This window comes from Bradyrhizobium sp. 157 (assembly GCF_023073815.1).
Classification (GTDB): domain Bacteria; phylum Pseudomonadota; class Alphaproteobacteria; order Rhizobiales; family Xanthobacteraceae; genus Bradyrhizobium.
In genome coordinates, this window is the sequence record NZ_JADPKF010000101.1 from 1 (window position 1) to 16,482 (window position 16,482).

Here is a 16,482-nt window from a genome sequence, read left to right on the forward strand (position 1 = left end):
CTGATGCTTTCATGACGATCTCCTTATAGCTGTGGAAGCTCCATAGCTGTGGAAGCTCCGGAAATTTTCATTCGCTGCTTTCGTTCCAATTTTTGCTGCCGCCAAATGCGGAGCGGCTCCTTCGCTCAATAGGAACCTTCCCTGGCGCGGAGCTTAGGCAACAGCAATGATCGCGTGACGCGATGCAGGCGCTCGGACAGGCGCGCAAGAGGACGGCTCCGGAACGCGCACTCCCAACCTCCAGCCGGAGCCCTCCCGTAAGACAACGGCGCGGTAAGCTTCCGAAACCGATGCTCCGTATCCTAACTCGAGGGTGGGGGCCGTTATGGAGCTATTTCGAGCTGAGAAGATTGCCACTGTTCACTACCAGTCAAACTATGACTGCCGTTTCTGCGGAGGAAAGCTCACTCTCGTCCGGACGATCGTGGAATCTGAAAGCGGAGTTGTGATTCAAATGTTTGAATGCCTGCAGTGCGGAGATCGCACTTGGACCGCCTAAGCAAGAAATTCCGCTGCTCTTGTCCTTTTGAAGGTTTCCTTGCCCTGGTCCACACCGTTTGAAGACCCGATTCCGCTTCCGAATGGCCGGCGGCTCCTCACCTTGGGGGACGCCGCCAGCTACGTCATGAAGCTGCCCAACGCAGAGCACTCCGCGCCCGAATGGCAGGCTGCCATGGAGGCGCTCATCCTCGTTGCGGAGAACGGCGGCCCAACGATGTTGGCCCGGATCGGCGTCATGCGGGCGTTGAACCTTCACGTCGAGCGGGTCTTTGATCCCGAGCGCAAAAGTCATCATTGGGGAAAGCGCAAGCTGAAGAGAGACCAATGACCATTCTTGTATACGTCAACACCAGCAAGCAGGTTGGCGACCCCGAGCACATCAAGATGTTTGCCAATGTGGCTGCCGCGGAAAAATGGTTCGAGGAAAACGACCCTGAAGGCGTGGCCTTTGAATATGAAGTGCTCGAATGAAAAGGCCGCCAATTGAGGTGCCTCGTGCGTACCCTATTTCTTCAGCAACAGGCCCATCGAGCGAGCCATTCGCTTTACCGATCCGGCATGCCTTCCAAGTTCGGCGGCAATTTTTGATGCGCGCGTTCCTCGTCTAGCCAATCTGGCCAGCTGCTGCATCTCCGAGCCGGTCCACTCTTTGGGTTTAGGCGTCCTCATGCGCGGGAGACCCCGATTCGGCGCACCACATTACCAAATGTTAGGGAGTCTCCTAGATTGAGGCTGGTTATCTCCGCACGCGCAGGTCGCCGGCGCAACGGAAAAGAGGTCACTGACTTAGGGGGCTATCGCGTGCCACTCAGCCTCGAACGTGACCTTCACCGCTAGGACCGGACCGGTGCCGTCCCGGACCTCGATTGCTATGCGGTGATCCGCGCCCTGGCCGCGCGCTCGGACCCCGTCGCGCAAGATGTCAGCCAGTGAGTGGACGGCCTCCACCCACGCGGCCTCAATGCCGGAGAGCTCGAGACCTTCGTCATCAGAGATGACATCGTCCCCCTCGCGGACATCGAAGTAGTAGCGGGGCATTGCCGCCGGAAAATGCGGAGCTAAGTCCATCCTTCCTCTGCGAACTAGGACACTCGCAATACGAGTTAGGGCACAGGGAATACGGAGAGTACCAACGCATGAGTGATGCGTGCGGCCCTGGCAATAAGCAACGCGCCAGGGCCGCCGACCACTCGAGATTACCCCCCGGCTAGGGGCTTGGGGGCATTTTAGCCAGGGGCCGTACAGAATAGGCCGCCAGTTGGGGACCGTCGGTACGGTCACTGACAAAGGCAGGCCCGTCAGCGTGAACCGGCGGGCCCCTAGAAGCTCTACAACTACCGACGAAGCCGCCAGCACTCGTACCGCAGCGGATGTCGGCAGATCAACAGCCGGATCAGGTGATCCCGAAGGCGTGGCTTTTGATTATGAGGTGTAGCGGCCCAGAATAAAAATGGCCCCAGCGCGAGGCCGTGCGCCGAGGCCATCAAAGTATCTTTCAAATTGCCGGACAGGGTAGTGGGTACCCGCCAAGCACCCCGATAGAAGCGGGAAAAGATGGCAACGTCTTGTCCAATAGTGAACGGAACGCGGGAAGATCCGTCGAGCCCACAGCCCTGCGTCGGACCCTTCTTAGGAACCTACCGCTTTACTGAGAGTCGATTCCATCGCTCCCGGCAGATCGTGGAGCCAAGCCGGGAGAAAGTGGCGGCCCCAGCCAACTTTCCAGCGCAAGCTGGGGCCGTTTTGCAAGGCCTATCGCGGATGAAGCGCATTCCCCGGCAAGGGACCGCTTCGGGGGTTGTCTAGGCTCCGCGGACAGAGTCTCACTGATTTGGTTAAAAATCTACCCGATTGGGATCAGAAGGCGGGTTCCCGCAAGAATCGTTAAGAAAACGCGGGTATTTTGGAACCGCCCGCTCTTGCGCAGCGTCATACAGACCGGTACATGTACAGCACCAAGCAGGGGTGCTTTTGAGATTTGGAGGTCAGCGATGGCCGCTCTACTGAAAGAAGAAGAATTTGAGCAGTGGTCAAAGCCTGTCTCGAATGAGGGGTTTGCGAAGCTTTTGAAGGCGATCGAAGATCCCAAAAAGCCAAGCGATGCACTCAAGCGGTTGATGCTGAGCTACAAGAAATCAAAATAGGAATCTATGCCGATCGCGAAGGGGGATCGCCCAGATCCCGTTGAAATAGAGATTCAGCCCCTCGATTCTCTTCATGAACGAGGGGCTTTTTGCTGCGCCTCAACACCCAAGATCCAGAATTATTGCCGGAATAATGCGAGAAAGGACCACGACGCCTACAAGGTGCGGGTGTACGTCGCGATAGCTCCAGGCACCAAGCGCGTGCTTGGCTTTTACACGCTTACGCTGAAGTCGCTTGTGCCCGAAGACGTATCCGAAACGGCTAAGGAGAAATTCTCCCGCGTGGCTGCGGTGCCGGCCATCTATCTAGCGATGATCGGAGTAACGGACGAATGCGCAGGCGGCGGTATCGGAAAACAACTGATCGCTCATGCCATACAGCAGTCGCTTGAGATATCAGAAATCGCTGGAGCGTTTGCACTCGCATTGGATGCTTTGGACGAAGAAGTTGCGGAGCTGTACGCAAAACACGATTTCGAGCGATTTGCTGCGGGCGAGCTTCAGATGTTTCTTCCTTTGAGCGTCGCTCGCGCCTCTCTGGAGGGTGGGGCCTAGATTATCCTGATCAGCCGCCCATCAGCTCCGCTATAGAGACCGCCTTCGGGCGGTCTTTTTGTTTGCGCGCGCTCGATTGACTCAACCGCCGCGGGAAGGTGGAATGGGGTTTTGTTGAGTAGGAGTGTTTGTAATGCGGATACTTTTGACCTTGCTGCTTTCACTGCTTGCCGGGGCGTCTGCGAACGCGTCAATCATTCAGATTGATTACACGGGCACTTACAGTGGCACGATCACTACCGGCAATCCTGCCATTTCCCAGTTTACAACGGTTCAAGTCGATCCCACTCCCTTTAGCCTTACTTTCATATTCGATACCCTCACGCCGTTTGCGTATTATAGCGAATCTCCTACCAGCTCGACACTATCGGGATACAAGGTGGGGTACGCTTTCGGTTCTTTCTTCTTTGATGTAGTGGCTAACTCTCCATTCTCGGCCGACAACGCATCTGCGGGATCGACGTCGCAGACAATCGTTGATTATGTTTACGGCAAGGGAGGCCAGTCTAATCGGCCGCTGTCCATCAACGTGAGTCATCCAGACATACCGAGTTCGATAACCGAGCCCTTTTCGATATTGGACGGGCTGAGCGGCTCGGGCTACTACTTCTATAGTGTCGCCGGAAATTTCACTTACATCAGCGAATCCTACAGGCTTACCCCTGAAACAATCAGAGTAACGGTCGATGGCATTTCCGCTGCGGTCCCCGAGCCCTCAACGTGGGCGATGCTCCTGATCGGATTCGCTGGGCTCGGCTTTGTTTCTCGCTACGGTAAGACCTTTCGAATGGCGAGGTCGCTGAAATAGGCAGCGCCGTTCTCGGCACCACCGTTATTGATGTAGAGGATGTGCGACATCGTGGCACCGCCGGCCGTAGCTGTGCCCGTGCACGCTGTATCAGTCACGTTGTTCGTGGTCAGGAATGCGCTCGACGAGCCATCCACACGGAAGATCGGGCCTCCTGATGCGGTGCCTTTGCGAATGGCGTCGATTTTGTAAGTCGCGCCTGCTTCGGTCGGGATCGTGACCGTCGGACCCTGCGGAAAGCCACCACCCGTGCCTTGGACCTTGTACTCGGAACCTCCGCCAGCCTTAGGCTCTCGTGTGAGCCAATCGATTGTCGTGAAGTTCTCGAACCACAGCGCTTCGTTGCTCATGAAGCCGAACAGGCCCTTCGCGCTGCGTCCAATCAACCCCTTGCCATTGACGACGAGGTTCGGACCATATCCCGCAGGCGGGTTCACGACAGTCCAGGTGAACGTCTGAGTGCCTGTGCGGCCCTTGCCGTCCGTCGCCGTGATCGTGGTGGCGTAGGAGCCTGGGGTGCTTGTGTTCAGCTTGATGCGGCAGCCGTCTTGCAGCGTGATGGCAGCATCGCCTGAAATGCTCCAGGTCACGCCGCGATCCGCGAACAACTCGATCAGGTTGTCCGGGCTACCTGCCTCTGTCGAGTAGCTCGAAATCGAAGTGATGATCGGGTTCGTGCTGACGTTACTCATCGTTGCGTCAAGGACGGGCCAGAAGACATTCCGCATGCGTACTTGAGCGGTCAAGGTCGGATGAAGACCATCACTGAAGTAAGTCGTGTTCGAAGCGGCAGCATCGGGACCGATCACAGGATCAGCAGCGAAGTCGAAGATGCCACCAGCATGCTTGCCAGCGACGATGGAGCCGTTCGTGATCCACGACCTTATCTCGGGATTTGCAACGGCGCGGTTGGTGTTGAACGTAGAGTTGATGCGCGGCAGCAGCGTGCCAAGCAGCACATGCCAGCCAGCAGATCGGCGGGCATCACAGTACGCGGCCAGTTGGGTCAGGAATGTTGCGCCAGCGTCGGTATTGGCCCCGATAAAGATGGACAGGATATTGGCCTCACCGGACTGCAGTAGAGCGTCCACTGCCGCAGCGCGGCCATTCAGTTCGCCCATCGCGCCCCCACTAACCGCCATGTTGGTGAACGGTCTTGCTAGCGCAGGATTGGCCAGGACGGCGGCCGCGTTAGCATAGCCCTTTCCGACTGCGGTGTTACCCTGCTGGCTGTCCGTGATGCTATCTCCTTCGGCGACGTAATTCCGAAGGGCGGGAAAGACAGGCGCGCCCGCTCTCCCACCGAGGATGGCGGCGCGCGCGGTGATCGTTGCTAGGACTGGCAATTTCAGGACTCCCGTTCGAAATGATGCGGCTGGAGCTCGGGGAAAACGTCCGGCGCCATCCGGTTGAAACAATGGATGACCTCCATAAGAACACCGCCCCTCGCTTCCGACCCCCTTCAGGCGCTGGGAAACAGTATGCGCCTCGAACGGAAAGCGGCGGAATGCCCGCGCTGCCAGCTCCCACCGCCGCTTCGCGATTGGCCTTCGAGCAGTAGCCGGTGCTGGCGGTGTCGACGAGGCGCGAGTTTGCCTCATGGCTTCGAGGGCATCGATCGCCGCCCGGTGCACTTCGATCGCTGCATCGATCTCGAGGTCGGTCATCGCCGATCCTGCGTGGCGAGAGCGAACGTATCGCGGTGACGCTGATAAGCGCTTCGCCGATACCGGCCGGCCTTCACGACTTTCCCCGATGCGACCAGTCGGCGGAGCGCACGGCGGGTGGAAGACTCCTCCGACTGCGTCGGAATCCGGTGCCCCGGACGGATCATGATGCGGCCGAAGCTGAACGCGCAGCCAGCGATTTCGCTGCTCGTGAGGCGGTCTCGCCGATCCAGTATGTGAAGTATTGCTCTTCGCAACGCCTTGGGGCGGTTCTTGAAACCCCTTGTTGGCCTATATCGCGCTACCACGGGCGCCTCCGCTGACAATAAAACCGGGATTCTGAGAATCCGGAATATGCAGAAATGCCGGGCGCATCCGGCGCGCACAGGCAAAAAGCGTTTGTACGGTCCCTACGGTTTTTGCCCCGACATGCACCCGTGCCGGGCTGTAGACGGCCGTGGGTGCGTTGGCTGCGGCGGGAGTGAACAGACCGGCCAACGATCGAGCGCGCACTGGTGGCCAACCTACGAGGGCGGATTAGGGCGAGCTGGGGCGAGGTTTGCGGTTGGCCGCTAACCAGGTGGCCTAGCGCACTAGGCTTGCCGTTGATCCGGCGGGCGCTGGAGCGACCTTGCCCGGTGCACGGGTGTGGGCGGGCCCGGGTCATGCGCCTTCTCCAGCGATACGACCGGAGATATCCTTCCTTCCCTTCTTCGAAGACCGGATTATCACCTTGCTCCGGCTTAAGAGAGCGGTGCCCGTTAGGGCAACGCTTAGGCCGAAGGCCCGCGCATCGCGCGTCTCGTCAGCGGCTGGGTTACACATACCCAGTGACGCATGTGACGCATCATGACGCGTCTTCCGTATGACTCTTATGCGCGCGCGTGTATTTCCGCAAAAATAGGGAAATGCGTCACAATGCGTCATGCGTCACTCCCCGGCGGACGAAGCCGAACGCCTCGGAAGAAGCGGCTCGTCCCAGAACGTCCTCGTTTGAACCCGCGCTTCTCCAGGGCGGTGCCGAAAGCTTTGTGACTTCCGGCCTTCTCGCCTACCTTGGCGGAGAACGACTTCCAGGAGTCGTAGAGAAGAGAGGTGCTTGTCGTTGCAGCCGAATTGACTGTCTCGCAGCAAGCGGCCAGCCACTGTCCGAATAGATCCTGCTCTTCGAAATAGTCGGCGGTTGCATCCAGAACGATACCCGGCCGGACCAAACCGCTACGTTGCCAGTCCAGGCAGCCGTCAATCATCCAACGAAGAATCGCCGGCCATTCCGCTCGCAGCTTGTCCATCAGATGTAGATCGGGGCGCGGCGGCTTGTGCTCGAAGGGGATGATGTTGAAGCGCCGCTTCGTTGACGCATCCACATTCTCAAGGGTCGGCTGATGGTTTCCGATGATCGTCAGTTTGAACGATGGCTGGAAGGTGAAGAAGTTTCCGCGCATGAAGCGGGCGGTAATGGGATCACCACCAGTGAGTTGTTTGATCCTGTTCTCGGCCCAGGCTCGCCCCTTCTCAGTTTCGCTTGCCGTTACGAGGCGCGCGCCGCGCAGCATGGCGAGTTCTGCAGGATGCCGATCGTGGTAGCTCGCGGTGAAGGTGTCCGAGGGTGCAACCGTGCCATAATTGGCCAAAATGCCGTTGATGGTGTTTACGAAAATGCCCTTGCCATTGCCGCCGTCTCCGTGACCGAAGAACAGCGCGTGCTCTGAAATGTCACCAGTCAGACAATAACCGGCCCATTGCTGGAGGAACCGCGCCAAGCCATCGTTGCCGTTCGTGGTTTCACGGATGAACTGGCGCCACTGCGGGCAGTCGGCGGTGATGGCGGGGCCAACCGCTGTCGCTTTCGTTATGCCCTCATCAGGATCACTCGCACGAAGGCGGCCAGTCCTGAGATCGACTGTGCCCTTCGGAGTACCCAACAGAAAGGGATCGAGGTCCCATTTCTCGGAGGTCACCGCAAGAGCCGGGTCACTCCTTGCGAATCGCTCCACTCCAGACGCGAATGCCGTCTTGCGGATTTCCTTGAGGTCCTTGGCTTCGCCCTTTTCGCTGACCTCTCTGGCCAGCACTCTCACGAACTCGAAGGCAGCCTTGGTTTCGTCCCGCTGCCAATGCGTTTCGCGCCAGCAATACCAGTCCTCGGTGTGGTGACAATAACGAAGGCGGCCCGCAAAGCTGCGCGCAAATACGCGGGCGACCCCATCTTGCGTGATCACCTTTTCGAGCTCTCGAGTTTCGGCAACAACCTCATCAAGACTCGTTACGACGGGACGTGCGTTGTCAACCACATGCGCCAAGTTCGGTTTGATGTTCATGCGCGCACCGCCGAGCTGCCCACGCGATCCACGCGCAGCCAAAGCTCACGCGCGAGCTCGTGGATATGTCGCTCGATTTCGTCGCACTCGACGCCATAAGATTCGAGCCGGTCCCACTCGATGCCGAGTGCCTCGATCATGGCGTCGCGCGTCCTGTTAGGGCCCGCGCGCGAAACTTCTTGAGCCAGGCGTTGGACGAAGTGGCGGTGGCGACGGAGGGGGAAGGCGTGGACCTGAGCGATCATATTGCTCCGCCCTCCCCGACCCACACGGCATTTCTAGCCTGCAACAACGTGTCGAAGACACCAAGGCTCGTTCGGTCATGCTTCAACGCTTCAAAGCTCTTCCCGCGACGAAACGTCCAGCCAAGATGGTGCCGGCCGTCGTAGACGGACTGAGCGTCAGCGGGGATTTCAGGTTCGGCCGTCCGGTTTGCGCGAGATGTCATGCCGCGCCCCGCGCATCGCGCTCGGCGATTTTCTTAGCGATGTGCTCGTCGATCTCGGCCTCAACGTAAGCGTATCGACCGGCGCCTATCGAAACGCGTTTGGGAAACTTCCCAGCTTTCTCGAGCCGCCAAAGATGCGGTTTTGAGTATGGGATGCACTTAGCCGCTAATGCGTCGTAGGGAATAAGCCGAGGTGCCATCTGGCGAATCTCCGATTAGGGACTCGCCATGCGCTCGAATGCGAATAGGGGCGAGACCCAGGGTTTCAATCCTGTTTCTCTCCCCGGTGCTCGCGCTGAGCGCCCCCCTGCCGCGAGGGGCTAACCGGTTAGCTACTTCCTTCGGACTTGTTGCGCCCCGTCTATGGGTCTACGCCCGGGGCCTGCCCGGCACGCGGTAAACCGCGATCTCTTGCCCTCTCACCGAGGGCGCCGAAGTGAACTAAGCTAGAGTGTGCTCCTCTCGGTAGGCGCCGTCCGCCATCCCGGAAGATGATCGGTGGTGGGCGCCAGCACGGAAAAGAACATACCGCGAACCCCCTTACATCGTCAAGCCGTTGTACGAAATTTTATTACATTGTCAGGTCGTGGCGTCACGATTTCACGCAGACGCGCGGCCCAAAGCTCCAACGCTTCGCGCTTCTCGGCGAGGTAATCGTGCAAATCATAAGTGCCCTTGATGCCCGGCCGCGCGTGCGCCAGGACCGCCTCCCTCGCCTCCTCCGTTACTTTGAGGCGTGATAGGTGGCTTCGGACGGTGCGGCGAATATCGTGATTGACCCAGTGTGGCAGCGTAACGTCGGCGGGATCGTCACCTCTGCGCTTGGCCATCGCTCGAAGCGTCAGCAGCATGCGCTTGTCGAGGCGTTTCTTAATCTTTGTGCCTATCCAGGTCGGAGACTGACCGAAGGTGGTCGAGAATAAAAACTTACCCCTCTTGAACCGGGGAAGAGTTTCCAACAGTTCGAGGATGTCCCGCGTCAACGGCACGGCGTGCGCCCGGGCCTGCTTCTCTCCGCTATCCTTACCCTTCATTCGTTCTGCAGGGACAACCCAAATAAGTCGTTCTTCCGGTACCGCACGCCAATCGATTGGTTGGCGGTCTTTCTGGTTGCGCAGAAGTCGCATCACCATCGAATCAAACTCCGCTTCTTCGGCATCTACGGCCTCGTTGAGCCGCAGCGCTGTCAGAGCGAGCAATTGGTAAGCGGGGCCGACTGGATATGACATCCGCTTTGCCGATCGCCAAAGCGCGAACAGCTCCTCATTAGAAAGTATCCGCCCAGTCCGCCGTGACCTTCCACCCAAAAGATCCTTTGCCCGAAGATTTTCGCACGGAGAAGCCCTAAGCCCGTATTCGGGCTGCGCCATCGCCCATCGGAATAGTCGCTTGACCAGCGCAAAAAGGTTTCGCGCGCCGGCCTTCCTACCCCTCCCCGACCGTCCCTTGGCCTTGATAAGGGACGAGACTTGTAGATCGGTGATTTCGGTTATTGGCAGATCTTTCCAGTTCGGGAGCAAATCCTTTCGGATCTCGCGCTCGATATCCTTACCGTTTCGTTCGCCGGGGAGCTTTTCCCGTATGAAGTCCTCGGCCACAGCGGCAAACGTGGTTCTCCTTTTCAGGAGTTGATCAGTACGCTCGCGCTCTTCCTGCTCGGATGGATCGACTCCCCGCTCGACCAATTCTCGCCATTTGCGGGCCTTCTCCCGGGCGGCGGCGAGCGTCATGAGACCAGCCCTGCCCAGCTCGCGGCGGCTCGGCGTATCGCTGCCAGGGTACCTGGTGCGAAGTATGAAGGTAGTGGTACCGGTGTCGGTTACTCGAACGCCGAAGCCGGGCACCTGTGCATCCATGACCTGGTAGCGCTGGCCCTTTTTGGCCGGCTTCAGGCCGCTGATCTTGGTGGGAGTCAGTGTGACGCGATGATCGGTCTTCGGCATCTGGGCCTCTTCGGGGCCACAAGAACGCGCAATGCGCTGTGAGCCGCTGAGATGCCACGATGAGTCAAATCGTCAAAAAGTCAATAGATACAAGCACTAGCGTAACGCTATGAAATGCTATGAAGCTGAAAGAAATGTTGCCCCACACGACTGTTAATCGAATGGTCGCTGGTTCGAATCCAGCCCGGGGAGCCAGCCTACGGCTTTTCTATTTTCCGGCACGACAGGACAATCGCAATCAGCGCGGCAGAGGCCGGCCGAGGTGGTGTTGTCTTCGGGTTCGTTACCGCCGAGGACACCCTTACGGGTGAACACGGGCCCTCACGCAACCTGGCGGCCCCGCATTTAATTTCGGGAAATTAATTACACCACACTTGACTGCCTATATAATATCTGAGAGAGTTCCATTTAATAAATCGATAAAAATTTGGGGTGTCTATTGTGGATAAGGTATTTAAATTTTTGGCCGCGGGTTTACTCGCCGGCATCTTACATTCGCCGGCAAACGCCGCGCTCGTGAGTTTCACCGGCGACGGCACTTTCTCCAATATCTCCAATTGCAGTAACGGTAGCCCTGACTGCTCCATTTCTCCCGACAAGAACGTGCTCAAGATGTCGGGCGCGTCGTGGCCGACGAACCAGCCGAGCACGCTGACCATCACGGACATCGTCGGCACCAATGTCCCGACCAATCAGAACGACTTCGTCATCGGCAAAATCACCTGGGTGAATCTCGCGACCTACAACACCGACCAGAACTTCAACGTCAATTACGAGTTCAAGCTGAGCTTCACCTCGCCGAGCGTGACGTCCGATGCACAGGTGTTCAACCTGAACATCCGGCAGACGACCAATCCGTCGGCTGACAACATCTTCAACATCGGCCAGACCGCGCTCAGCAATCTTGGTCCATTCACGCTCAACGGCGTTACGGTTTCCGACATTCACTTCGTTGAAGTCGGTGATGGATGGTACAATGGAAGCAAGTGGATCAACCCGGAGTACGGGACGTCGACGCTTTACATCGTGGCAGACTTTACGGCTGCCCCGCCGGTCCCGGAACCCTCGACATGGGCGATGATGATCCTAGGCTTCGCCGGCGTCGGCTTCATGGCCTATCGCCGCAAGCGCGGCGGAAACGCGCTTCCCGCGGCCTAATCTCACTCCCCGAAAACAACGCCAAAGCCGCCCGTGATCCGGGCGGCTTTTGTTTGCCGGCATCTCCGGCGCCTACCGCGCCGCAATCGCAGCGATAAACAGCGCACAAGCCGCCGTGGATGCGACCGTCCGCACGTGGTTCCAGCGTGTCCAGTCCGTCAGGTAGCGCGCCCACAGCGAGGCGGCCTCGTTGCTTGCCGGATCGGCCGCGGCAAGCGCGTTGTTCAGCGGCACGTTGAAGACCATCGTCACGACGAACATGCCGAGCACATAGAGTAGACCGCCGGCCAGCATCGCTATCGCGCCGGGCTCACTCCAGCGCAACAGCGCGATTACCGCCAGCGCCGCACTCGCCGCCGTGGTTCCCAGGAAGATCGGTATGAACAGCGACTGCACGATCGTGGCGTTGATCGCGTTCATTGCCGCGATGCCCGAGGCCTGCCCGATCCGGCCGAGCGCCGTCATGACGAAGGTCGAAAACGCGAAGTAGAGGCCGGCGAGCAGACCGCAGCCGATGGCGCAAAACCACAGCAGCCCGGTGATCAACATCTGCAGCATGATCATGCCCTCCAGACACCTGTCGCGGCGGTTCGGCGGGCATAATCGGAAAAATCCCGCGCCGGACGCCCGAGCGCCTGCTCGACACCGTGTGCGACAGCCGAATTGCGCCCGTCGAGCAGGACGGTGAACAATTCCAACATCAGTTCGATGACGTCGTCGGGCAGATGGGGCCGCATGCCGGCCGCAAAATCTTCCGCTGCGATCTGCCGGTATCGGACCGGGCGACCGACGGCATCGGCGATCTCGGCGACCGCTTGCGCGAACGTCAGCGCGCGCGGTCCCGTCACCTCGTAGACCTTGCCGGCATGGCGCCGATCCGTCAGCGCCGCGACCACGACCTTGGCGATATCGTCGGCGTCGACAAACGGTTCGGGCACGTCGCCGGCCGGCAAAGCGACTTCGCCGGCGAGCACGCCCTCGAGCAGATGACCCTCGGAAAAATTCTGATCGAACCAGCTTGCGCGCACGATGGTCCAGGGAACGCCGGATTGCTGCAGCGCCGCCTCCGCCCGCTGCGCGCCCGGTTCGCCGCGCCCCGACAGCAATACGACGCGCTCGAGCCCATTCTCGCGCGCCAGCCGGCCCACTTCCGCGATCGCATCAGCGGCACCTTCGACCGCAAGGTCCGGCTGGTAAGTGACATAGGACATCGCGACGCCGGCAAACGCGGCCGGCCACGTCTCGGGCCGGGTCCAGTCGAACGGGACAGGTGTCGAACGTGACACCAGCCGCGTCGGGATGCCGCTCGCGCTTAGCAGCGCATCGACTCGCGCGCCGGTCTTGCCCGCGCCGCCGACGATCAGGATAGGGAGTTCTGACATGGATTCCTCCTTTCTGAATGCAATACGAGAATATCTCGTATTTGCCAAACCCGATAAACTCTCGTATTGGTAACGTCAAGTCGCTTTTACGTGAGAGGACCGATGGCAAGGCGAAAAGCCGGACAGAACGTGGCCGCAACGGCTGCGCCCGTGTTGGCGCGACTGGTTCCGACCCAGCAGCGCAGCCGCGAGCGGTTCGAGAAAATCCTGCAATGCGCAGCAGAGCTGATGGCCGAGAAAGGTAGCGAAGCCTTCCGCATGAGTGACGTCGTCGAACGCAGCGGCGTGCCGTTCGGCTCGCTCTATCAATACTTCCCGGACAAGACCGCGATTATCGGCACGCTCGCGGAACGCTACAACGAGATCGGCCGCGATTGCGTCCGGCGCGATCTCGCCGTGGTCAGGACTACCCGCGATCTGCACCCGGCCCTGTGCCGCATTACTGACAGCTATTATCGGGTGTTCATGGAAGTGCCGCTCATGCGCGACATCTGGCAAGCGACGCAGGCTGACCGGGCGCTGCAAAAGCTTGACGAGGAGGACGGCGCCTATCTCGCCGGGCTGCTCGGCGACACCCTGCGGCGGATCGCACCCGATGCGCCCGCAACTGCGCTGGCCTCGTTTTCTCGACTGATGATGACGCTGATTGCGGCGACCGTCCGCCATGCCATCACGCAGGACACAAAGGAGGCTGCCCGCATCCTTACCTTGTTCAAGCGGATGCTGCCGAAGAATCTGGCGGCGCTGGAGATGTGAGAATGTCGGCGGATGCCGTACGGCCCCGCCCCTACCGCTCGAACACCGCAGCACAAGCGGCTCTCAGGCTCGCCTTCTGCCGGCGCAGGCATGCGGTGATCGCACGCGCGTTCGGGATCTCGCCGGCACAGAGCCGGTAGACGTCGGGCGTGCAGGCCCTGCGCTGTTCGGGTGTGCCTTGTTGGGCATGGGCCGGGCCGCTCGCCATCAGCGTGAGCAGGAAACCGAGCGTCGAAGCCCGGCGAGAACGACAGAGAAGAGCCGCACCTCGCGCAAACCTTGCCTTCATAACTCCGTCTCCCGGACCATGCCCGCCTTGACAAGGCAGGCGCCATCCGGCCGAATACGCGAATTAGTTTTTAAAATGTGATTTGTCTCACGCGCGCCGCGCGTGTGCTGGCCTAGCGTACGTACGAAAAACTCAACACTTTAGTAACCAGCTTTGCCGCGATCGCCGAGTCGTTAAACTTCGAACGATCCGCTCAATCTGAGCACAAAATACTTTTGAGATCATCGCCTCTGGAACCCGGAGAGCGCGATGAGCGAAGTTGAATACGATTTGCTGCTGGAAGCCGTGCAGACGGCCGTTGCGCCAGCCCCGGAGGATGATTTCGTGGTCCAGACCCAGCGCTTTTATCCGTCGCCACGCGCCGCTAACGACAATGGAGCCTCTTGGCCGCTGGTTCCGTTCCCTGAGGGCTGGTACGCCGCCTGCTGACCCGAAGCCGTTTGCCACGGCCTCTCCTGTAATCGGTCTAAGCCATTGATTATATGGATGGAGGCCACGACCAGAATTGAACTGGTGTACACGGTTTTGCAGACCGTTGCGTAACCACTCCGCCACGTGGCCCCATCGGGGCGCACTCATATACGCCCTGCCCCGGATAGGCAACCAGCAGCGGAAATCCTGTCCCGCGCTGGTTAGCAAACTGACGGCCCGAATCGCCGCCTCAACCGGCGGGCGTATTGCCGAGGCGATTGTTCCGCAGACCCAGCTTGGCGGTCCTTGCGCGGATGGCTCCTACCGTCCGCTTCATTTCCACTGCGATGGCCCTCGGGGGCTTGCCGCTGCCGATCAGCGAGCGCAGCAGCGCATCGTCTTCCGCCGTCCATTCGGCACCGCTCAGTTGAAAACGGTCTTCGCAGCCCGTTTCCTTGGCCGGCGCCGCAAACCGCTCCCATCCCAGCGTCTCATGGAAAATGACGACAAAGGCGATCCAGAGAACGATAGCCCGCCCCTCGGACAGGGCGGCGGATTTGAGATGTTCCGCGCTGAACGTCGCCGGCCGCAAAGCATCCAGAGCAGGCCAGATGTCTGAAGCGATCGAATTGACGAAATAGACGTACAGCGACACGAAAGGTCCGGAAACGACGGCACCGATGGCCGCGATCAGCCAAAGCGGCAGTTTTCCCTTTGCTCTTTTGCTCACCAATTGGGTGGCGAGGCCGGTCAGGCACCAAGGCACAATGGCGAGCGAGAGAACATAAAGAGTCGCCCCCGCGCCTCCCATGGTGGCCGCATACGGTCCGAGAATGACCGAAAGCAGTGCCAGCACGATCGGAACGCCGCAAAAGAAAACGAGATCGATCAAAGCCCGTTTCGACAGGCGCCAATGCGCCACAAGTTCCATCGCGTCGCTCCGCTTGCATCCGACGCGTCAGTCATAGTGCGAGCGACGGAATGGAGCAACGTGTGTCCGCACCAACCTGCCATCTGGCCGGCCAGGCCGCGTCAAACAAATAGAGTATGCGGACGGGGACGGCGCAGCACCGTCGCCGCGCCGTCCAGACATCGTGCACTGCTCAGACCCGCTCTATTGCCTGAAGCCGCGGCCGTCCAACGGCTGGGTCGAGCGAGCGGCGCAATTGCTCCTCCAGTTCATCAAGCAGGAAAAAGCTGACGTCGTCGACGGAGCCCTGCCCTTTGGCGAAGGGCTGTTCGAGCAGCCGGATCAGATACAGGACGTAGACGAACATGTAGGTGATGAATCCGAACAGTAGGGCCGCGGCCGGATCGCCCTCCGTCTTGAGCAGGAGCAACAGGACGATGATCGAGAACACCAGAGTTTGCACGAGCACATGCACCGATGGGACGAACTCGACGCGCTGGATGGTGTAGATGCGAAGCAGTGCCCTGCGCATCGCATCGTGATTGGTGCGAAGGCGTACGACGAAATTCGCAGCCATGCCCATGCTCTCCAGTCGGCCGAGGATGGGCGTCAGCTTGCTGAGCTCGTCGAGCACGGGGGAAATGTTCTTGTGGTCGTAGGCGCGGTCCAGCCCTTCGCGCAGCTTTGCAATGACCCCGACCAGGATCAGCCGCGCTTCCCTGAGATTGAAGCGCTCGTTGGTCCGCGCGAAGCATTCCAGATCGCCGTCGATTGCTTCGATCGCGGTGCGTAGTGCCGTCGGAATTTGTTCGGCTTCCTTGTAATCCTTGAGAATGCTCGACAGCAGGAAGCCGATAATGAATATCGCGCCACCAATGCCGCTGGTCACCAGCCCGTTGAGCTCGAGGAACTCGAATCCGAGATAGTGAACGATTGCCTTGGCGCCGCCAAGTAACAGCACGATGATGCCGACCGTGAAGAACAGGCGGAATTTCTTTCGCAGGCTGATTTCGGCGCCACCGAAAGGAAGATGCGAGCTGATCGAAGACGACAATGCGCGTGTGTCCTTTCCCTGGAGAACGTACAGGAGACAAGTTCCGTCCGTTCGATTGCAGTATTTGCGGCCCGAATTCCGTTGACTGCGAGGGCGGTGATCCCACTACGCTTCGTCATCGTGAGCCTTGCGCGT

Annotated in this window: 19 protein-coding genes and 1 tRNA gene; 8 read left to right on the forward strand and 12 right to left on the reverse strand. The window is 59.5% G+C overall.

The features are described 5' to 3' along the window. The first annotated feature begins 538 nt into the window (after nt 1-538). Both IVA95_RS31665 and IVA95_RS31670 read left to right on the forward strand, forming a co-directional pair. Nucleotides 539-829: a hypothetical protein gene (locus IVA95_RS31665; protein ID WP_247514065.1), complete on the forward strand. Its 291-nt coding sequence runs from the start codon at nt 539-541 to the stop codon at nt 827-829. Then, entirely contained in the window at nt 826-972 is a 147-nt protein-coding gene (locus tag IVA95_RS31670) for a hypothetical protein (protein WP_247514066.1), read from the forward strand. Before IVA95_RS31665 ends, IVA95_RS31670 begins: the two co-directional genes overlap by 4 nt. A 315-nt stretch (nt 973-1,287) precedes the next feature. Here IVA95_RS31670 and IVA95_RS31675 read toward each other — a convergent pair whose 3' ends face one another. Then, nucleotides 1,288-1,569, reverse strand: coding sequence for a hypothetical protein (locus IVA95_RS31675; RefSeq protein ID WP_247514067.1), 282 nt, complete (start codon nt 1,567-1,569; stop codon nt 1,288-1,290). A 923-nt stretch (nt 1,570-2,492) separates the two neighbouring features. On the opposite strand from IVA95_RS31675, the gene IVA95_RS31680 reads away from it, so the two are divergent. The 3 genes from IVA95_RS31680 (at nt 2,493) to IVA95_RS31690 (ending at nt 4,008) form a co-directional block, all read left to right on the forward strand. Then, complete coding sequence (locus IVA95_RS31680; protein ID WP_247514068.1) at nt 2,493-2,645, forward strand: hypothetical protein; 153 nt, start codon at nt 2,493-2,495, stop codon at nt 2,643-2,645. A gap of 6 nt (nt 2,646-2,651) precedes the next feature. Beyond that, entirely contained in the window at nt 2,652-3,200 is a 549-nt protein-coding gene (locus tag IVA95_RS31685) for a hypothetical protein (protein WP_247514069.1), read from the forward strand. A gap of 133 nt (nt 3,201-3,333) precedes the next feature. After that, a complete protein-coding gene (locus IVA95_RS31690) occupies nt 3,334-4,008 on the forward strand; it encodes a PEP-CTERM sorting domain-containing protein (protein WP_247514070.1) in 675 nt (224 codons plus the stop codon). Here the strand turns inward: IVA95_RS31690 and IVA95_RS31695 are convergent. From IVA95_RS31695 to IVA95_RS31715, 5 genes are all read right to left on the reverse strand, one after another. Further along, entirely contained in the window at nt 3,969-5,675 is a 1,707-nt protein-coding gene (locus IVA95_RS31695; RefSeq protein WP_247514071.1) for a hypothetical protein, read from the reverse strand. The genes IVA95_RS31690 and IVA95_RS31695 overlap by 40 nt on opposite strands. A 923-nt stretch (nt 5,676-6,598) precedes the next feature. Next, complete coding sequence (locus tag IVA95_RS31700; protein ID WP_247514072.1) at nt 6,599-7,996, reverse strand: phage/plasmid primase, P4 family; 1,398 nt, start codon at nt 7,994-7,996, stop codon at nt 6,599-6,601. Next, nucleotides 7,993-8,136, reverse strand: a complete 144-nt coding sequence (locus IVA95_RS31705; protein WP_247514073.1) for a hypothetical protein — start codon at nt 8,134-8,136, stop codon at nt 7,993-7,995. Before IVA95_RS31705 ends, IVA95_RS31700 begins: the two co-directional genes overlap by 4 nt. Nucleotides 8,137-8,440: 304 nt before the next feature. Then, nucleotides 8,441-8,644: an AlpA family phage regulatory protein gene (locus tag IVA95_RS31710; protein WP_247514074.1), complete on the reverse strand. Its 204-nt coding sequence runs from the start codon at nt 8,642-8,644 to the stop codon at nt 8,441-8,443. Between the two features lie 348 nt (nt 8,645-8,992). Then, a complete protein-coding gene (locus tag IVA95_RS31715; RefSeq protein ID WP_247514075.1) occupies nt 8,993-10,387 on the reverse strand; it encodes an integrase family protein in 1,395 nt (464 codons plus the stop codon). A gap of 441 nt (nt 10,388-10,828) precedes the next feature. Between IVA95_RS31715 and IVA95_RS31720 the strand changes: the two genes are divergently transcribed. Next, nucleotides 10,829-11,545, forward strand: a complete 717-nt coding sequence (locus IVA95_RS31720) for a choice-of-anchor K domain-containing protein (protein ID WP_247514076.1) — start codon at nt 10,829-10,831, stop codon at nt 11,543-11,545. Between the two features lie 72 nt (nt 11,546-11,617). Here the strand turns inward: IVA95_RS31720 and IVA95_RS31725 are convergent, their stop codons facing one another. Beyond that, on the reverse strand, nt 11,618-12,103 hold the full coding sequence (locus tag IVA95_RS31725; RefSeq protein WP_247514077.1) for an anthrone oxygenase family protein: 486 nt from the start codon (nt 12,101-12,103) through the stop codon (nt 11,618-11,620). Between the two features lie 2 nt (nt 12,104-12,105). Beyond that, a complete protein-coding gene (locus IVA95_RS31730; RefSeq protein ID WP_247514078.1) occupies nt 12,106-12,927 on the reverse strand; it encodes an NmrA family NAD(P)-binding protein in 822 nt (273 codons plus the stop codon). A 102-nt stretch (nt 12,928-13,029) separates the two neighbouring features. Here IVA95_RS31730 and IVA95_RS31735 point away from each other — a divergent pair, with 102 nt between their 5' ends. Then, nucleotides 13,030-13,683, forward strand: coding sequence for a TetR/AcrR family transcriptional regulator (locus IVA95_RS31735; RefSeq protein ID WP_247514079.1), 654 nt, complete (start codon nt 13,030-13,032; stop codon nt 13,681-13,683). 31 nt (nt 13,684-13,714) lie between these two features. Here the strand turns inward: IVA95_RS31735 and IVA95_RS31740 are convergent, their stop codons facing one another. Continuing rightward, nucleotides 13,715-13,972 (reverse strand): hypothetical protein, encoded by a 258-nt coding sequence (locus tag IVA95_RS31740; protein WP_247514080.1) that lies wholly within the window; start codon nt 13,970-13,972, stop codon nt 13,715-13,717. Between the two features lie 249 nt (nt 13,973-14,221). Here IVA95_RS31740 and IVA95_RS31745 point away from each other — a divergent pair, with 249 nt between their 5' ends. Continuing rightward, on the forward strand, nt 14,222-14,401 hold the full coding sequence (locus IVA95_RS31745) for a hypothetical protein (RefSeq protein ID WP_247514081.1): 180 nt from the start codon (nt 14,222-14,224) through the stop codon (nt 14,399-14,401). Nucleotides 14,402-14,459: 58 nt separating this feature from the next. On the opposite strand, the gene IVA95_RS31750 is transcribed toward IVA95_RS31745, so the two are convergent. The 3 genes from IVA95_RS31750 to IVA95_RS31760 all read right to left on the reverse strand — a co-directional run bounded on the left by IVA95_RS31750 (nt 14,460) and on the right by IVA95_RS31760 (nt 16,347). Then, a tRNA-Cys gene (locus IVA95_RS31750) sits at nt 14,460-14,533 on the reverse strand. A gap of 100 nt (nt 14,534-14,633) precedes the next feature. After that, a complete protein-coding gene (locus tag IVA95_RS31755; RefSeq protein WP_247514082.1) occupies nt 14,634-15,275 on the reverse strand; it encodes a hypothetical protein in 642 nt (213 codons plus the stop codon). Between the two features lie 211 nt (nt 15,276-15,486). Further along, nucleotides 15,487-16,347 (reverse strand): hypothetical protein, encoded by an 861-nt coding sequence (locus tag IVA95_RS31760; RefSeq protein WP_247514084.1) that lies wholly within the window; start codon nt 16,345-16,347, stop codon nt 15,487-15,489. Nucleotides 16,348-16,482: the final 135 nt, after the last annotated feature.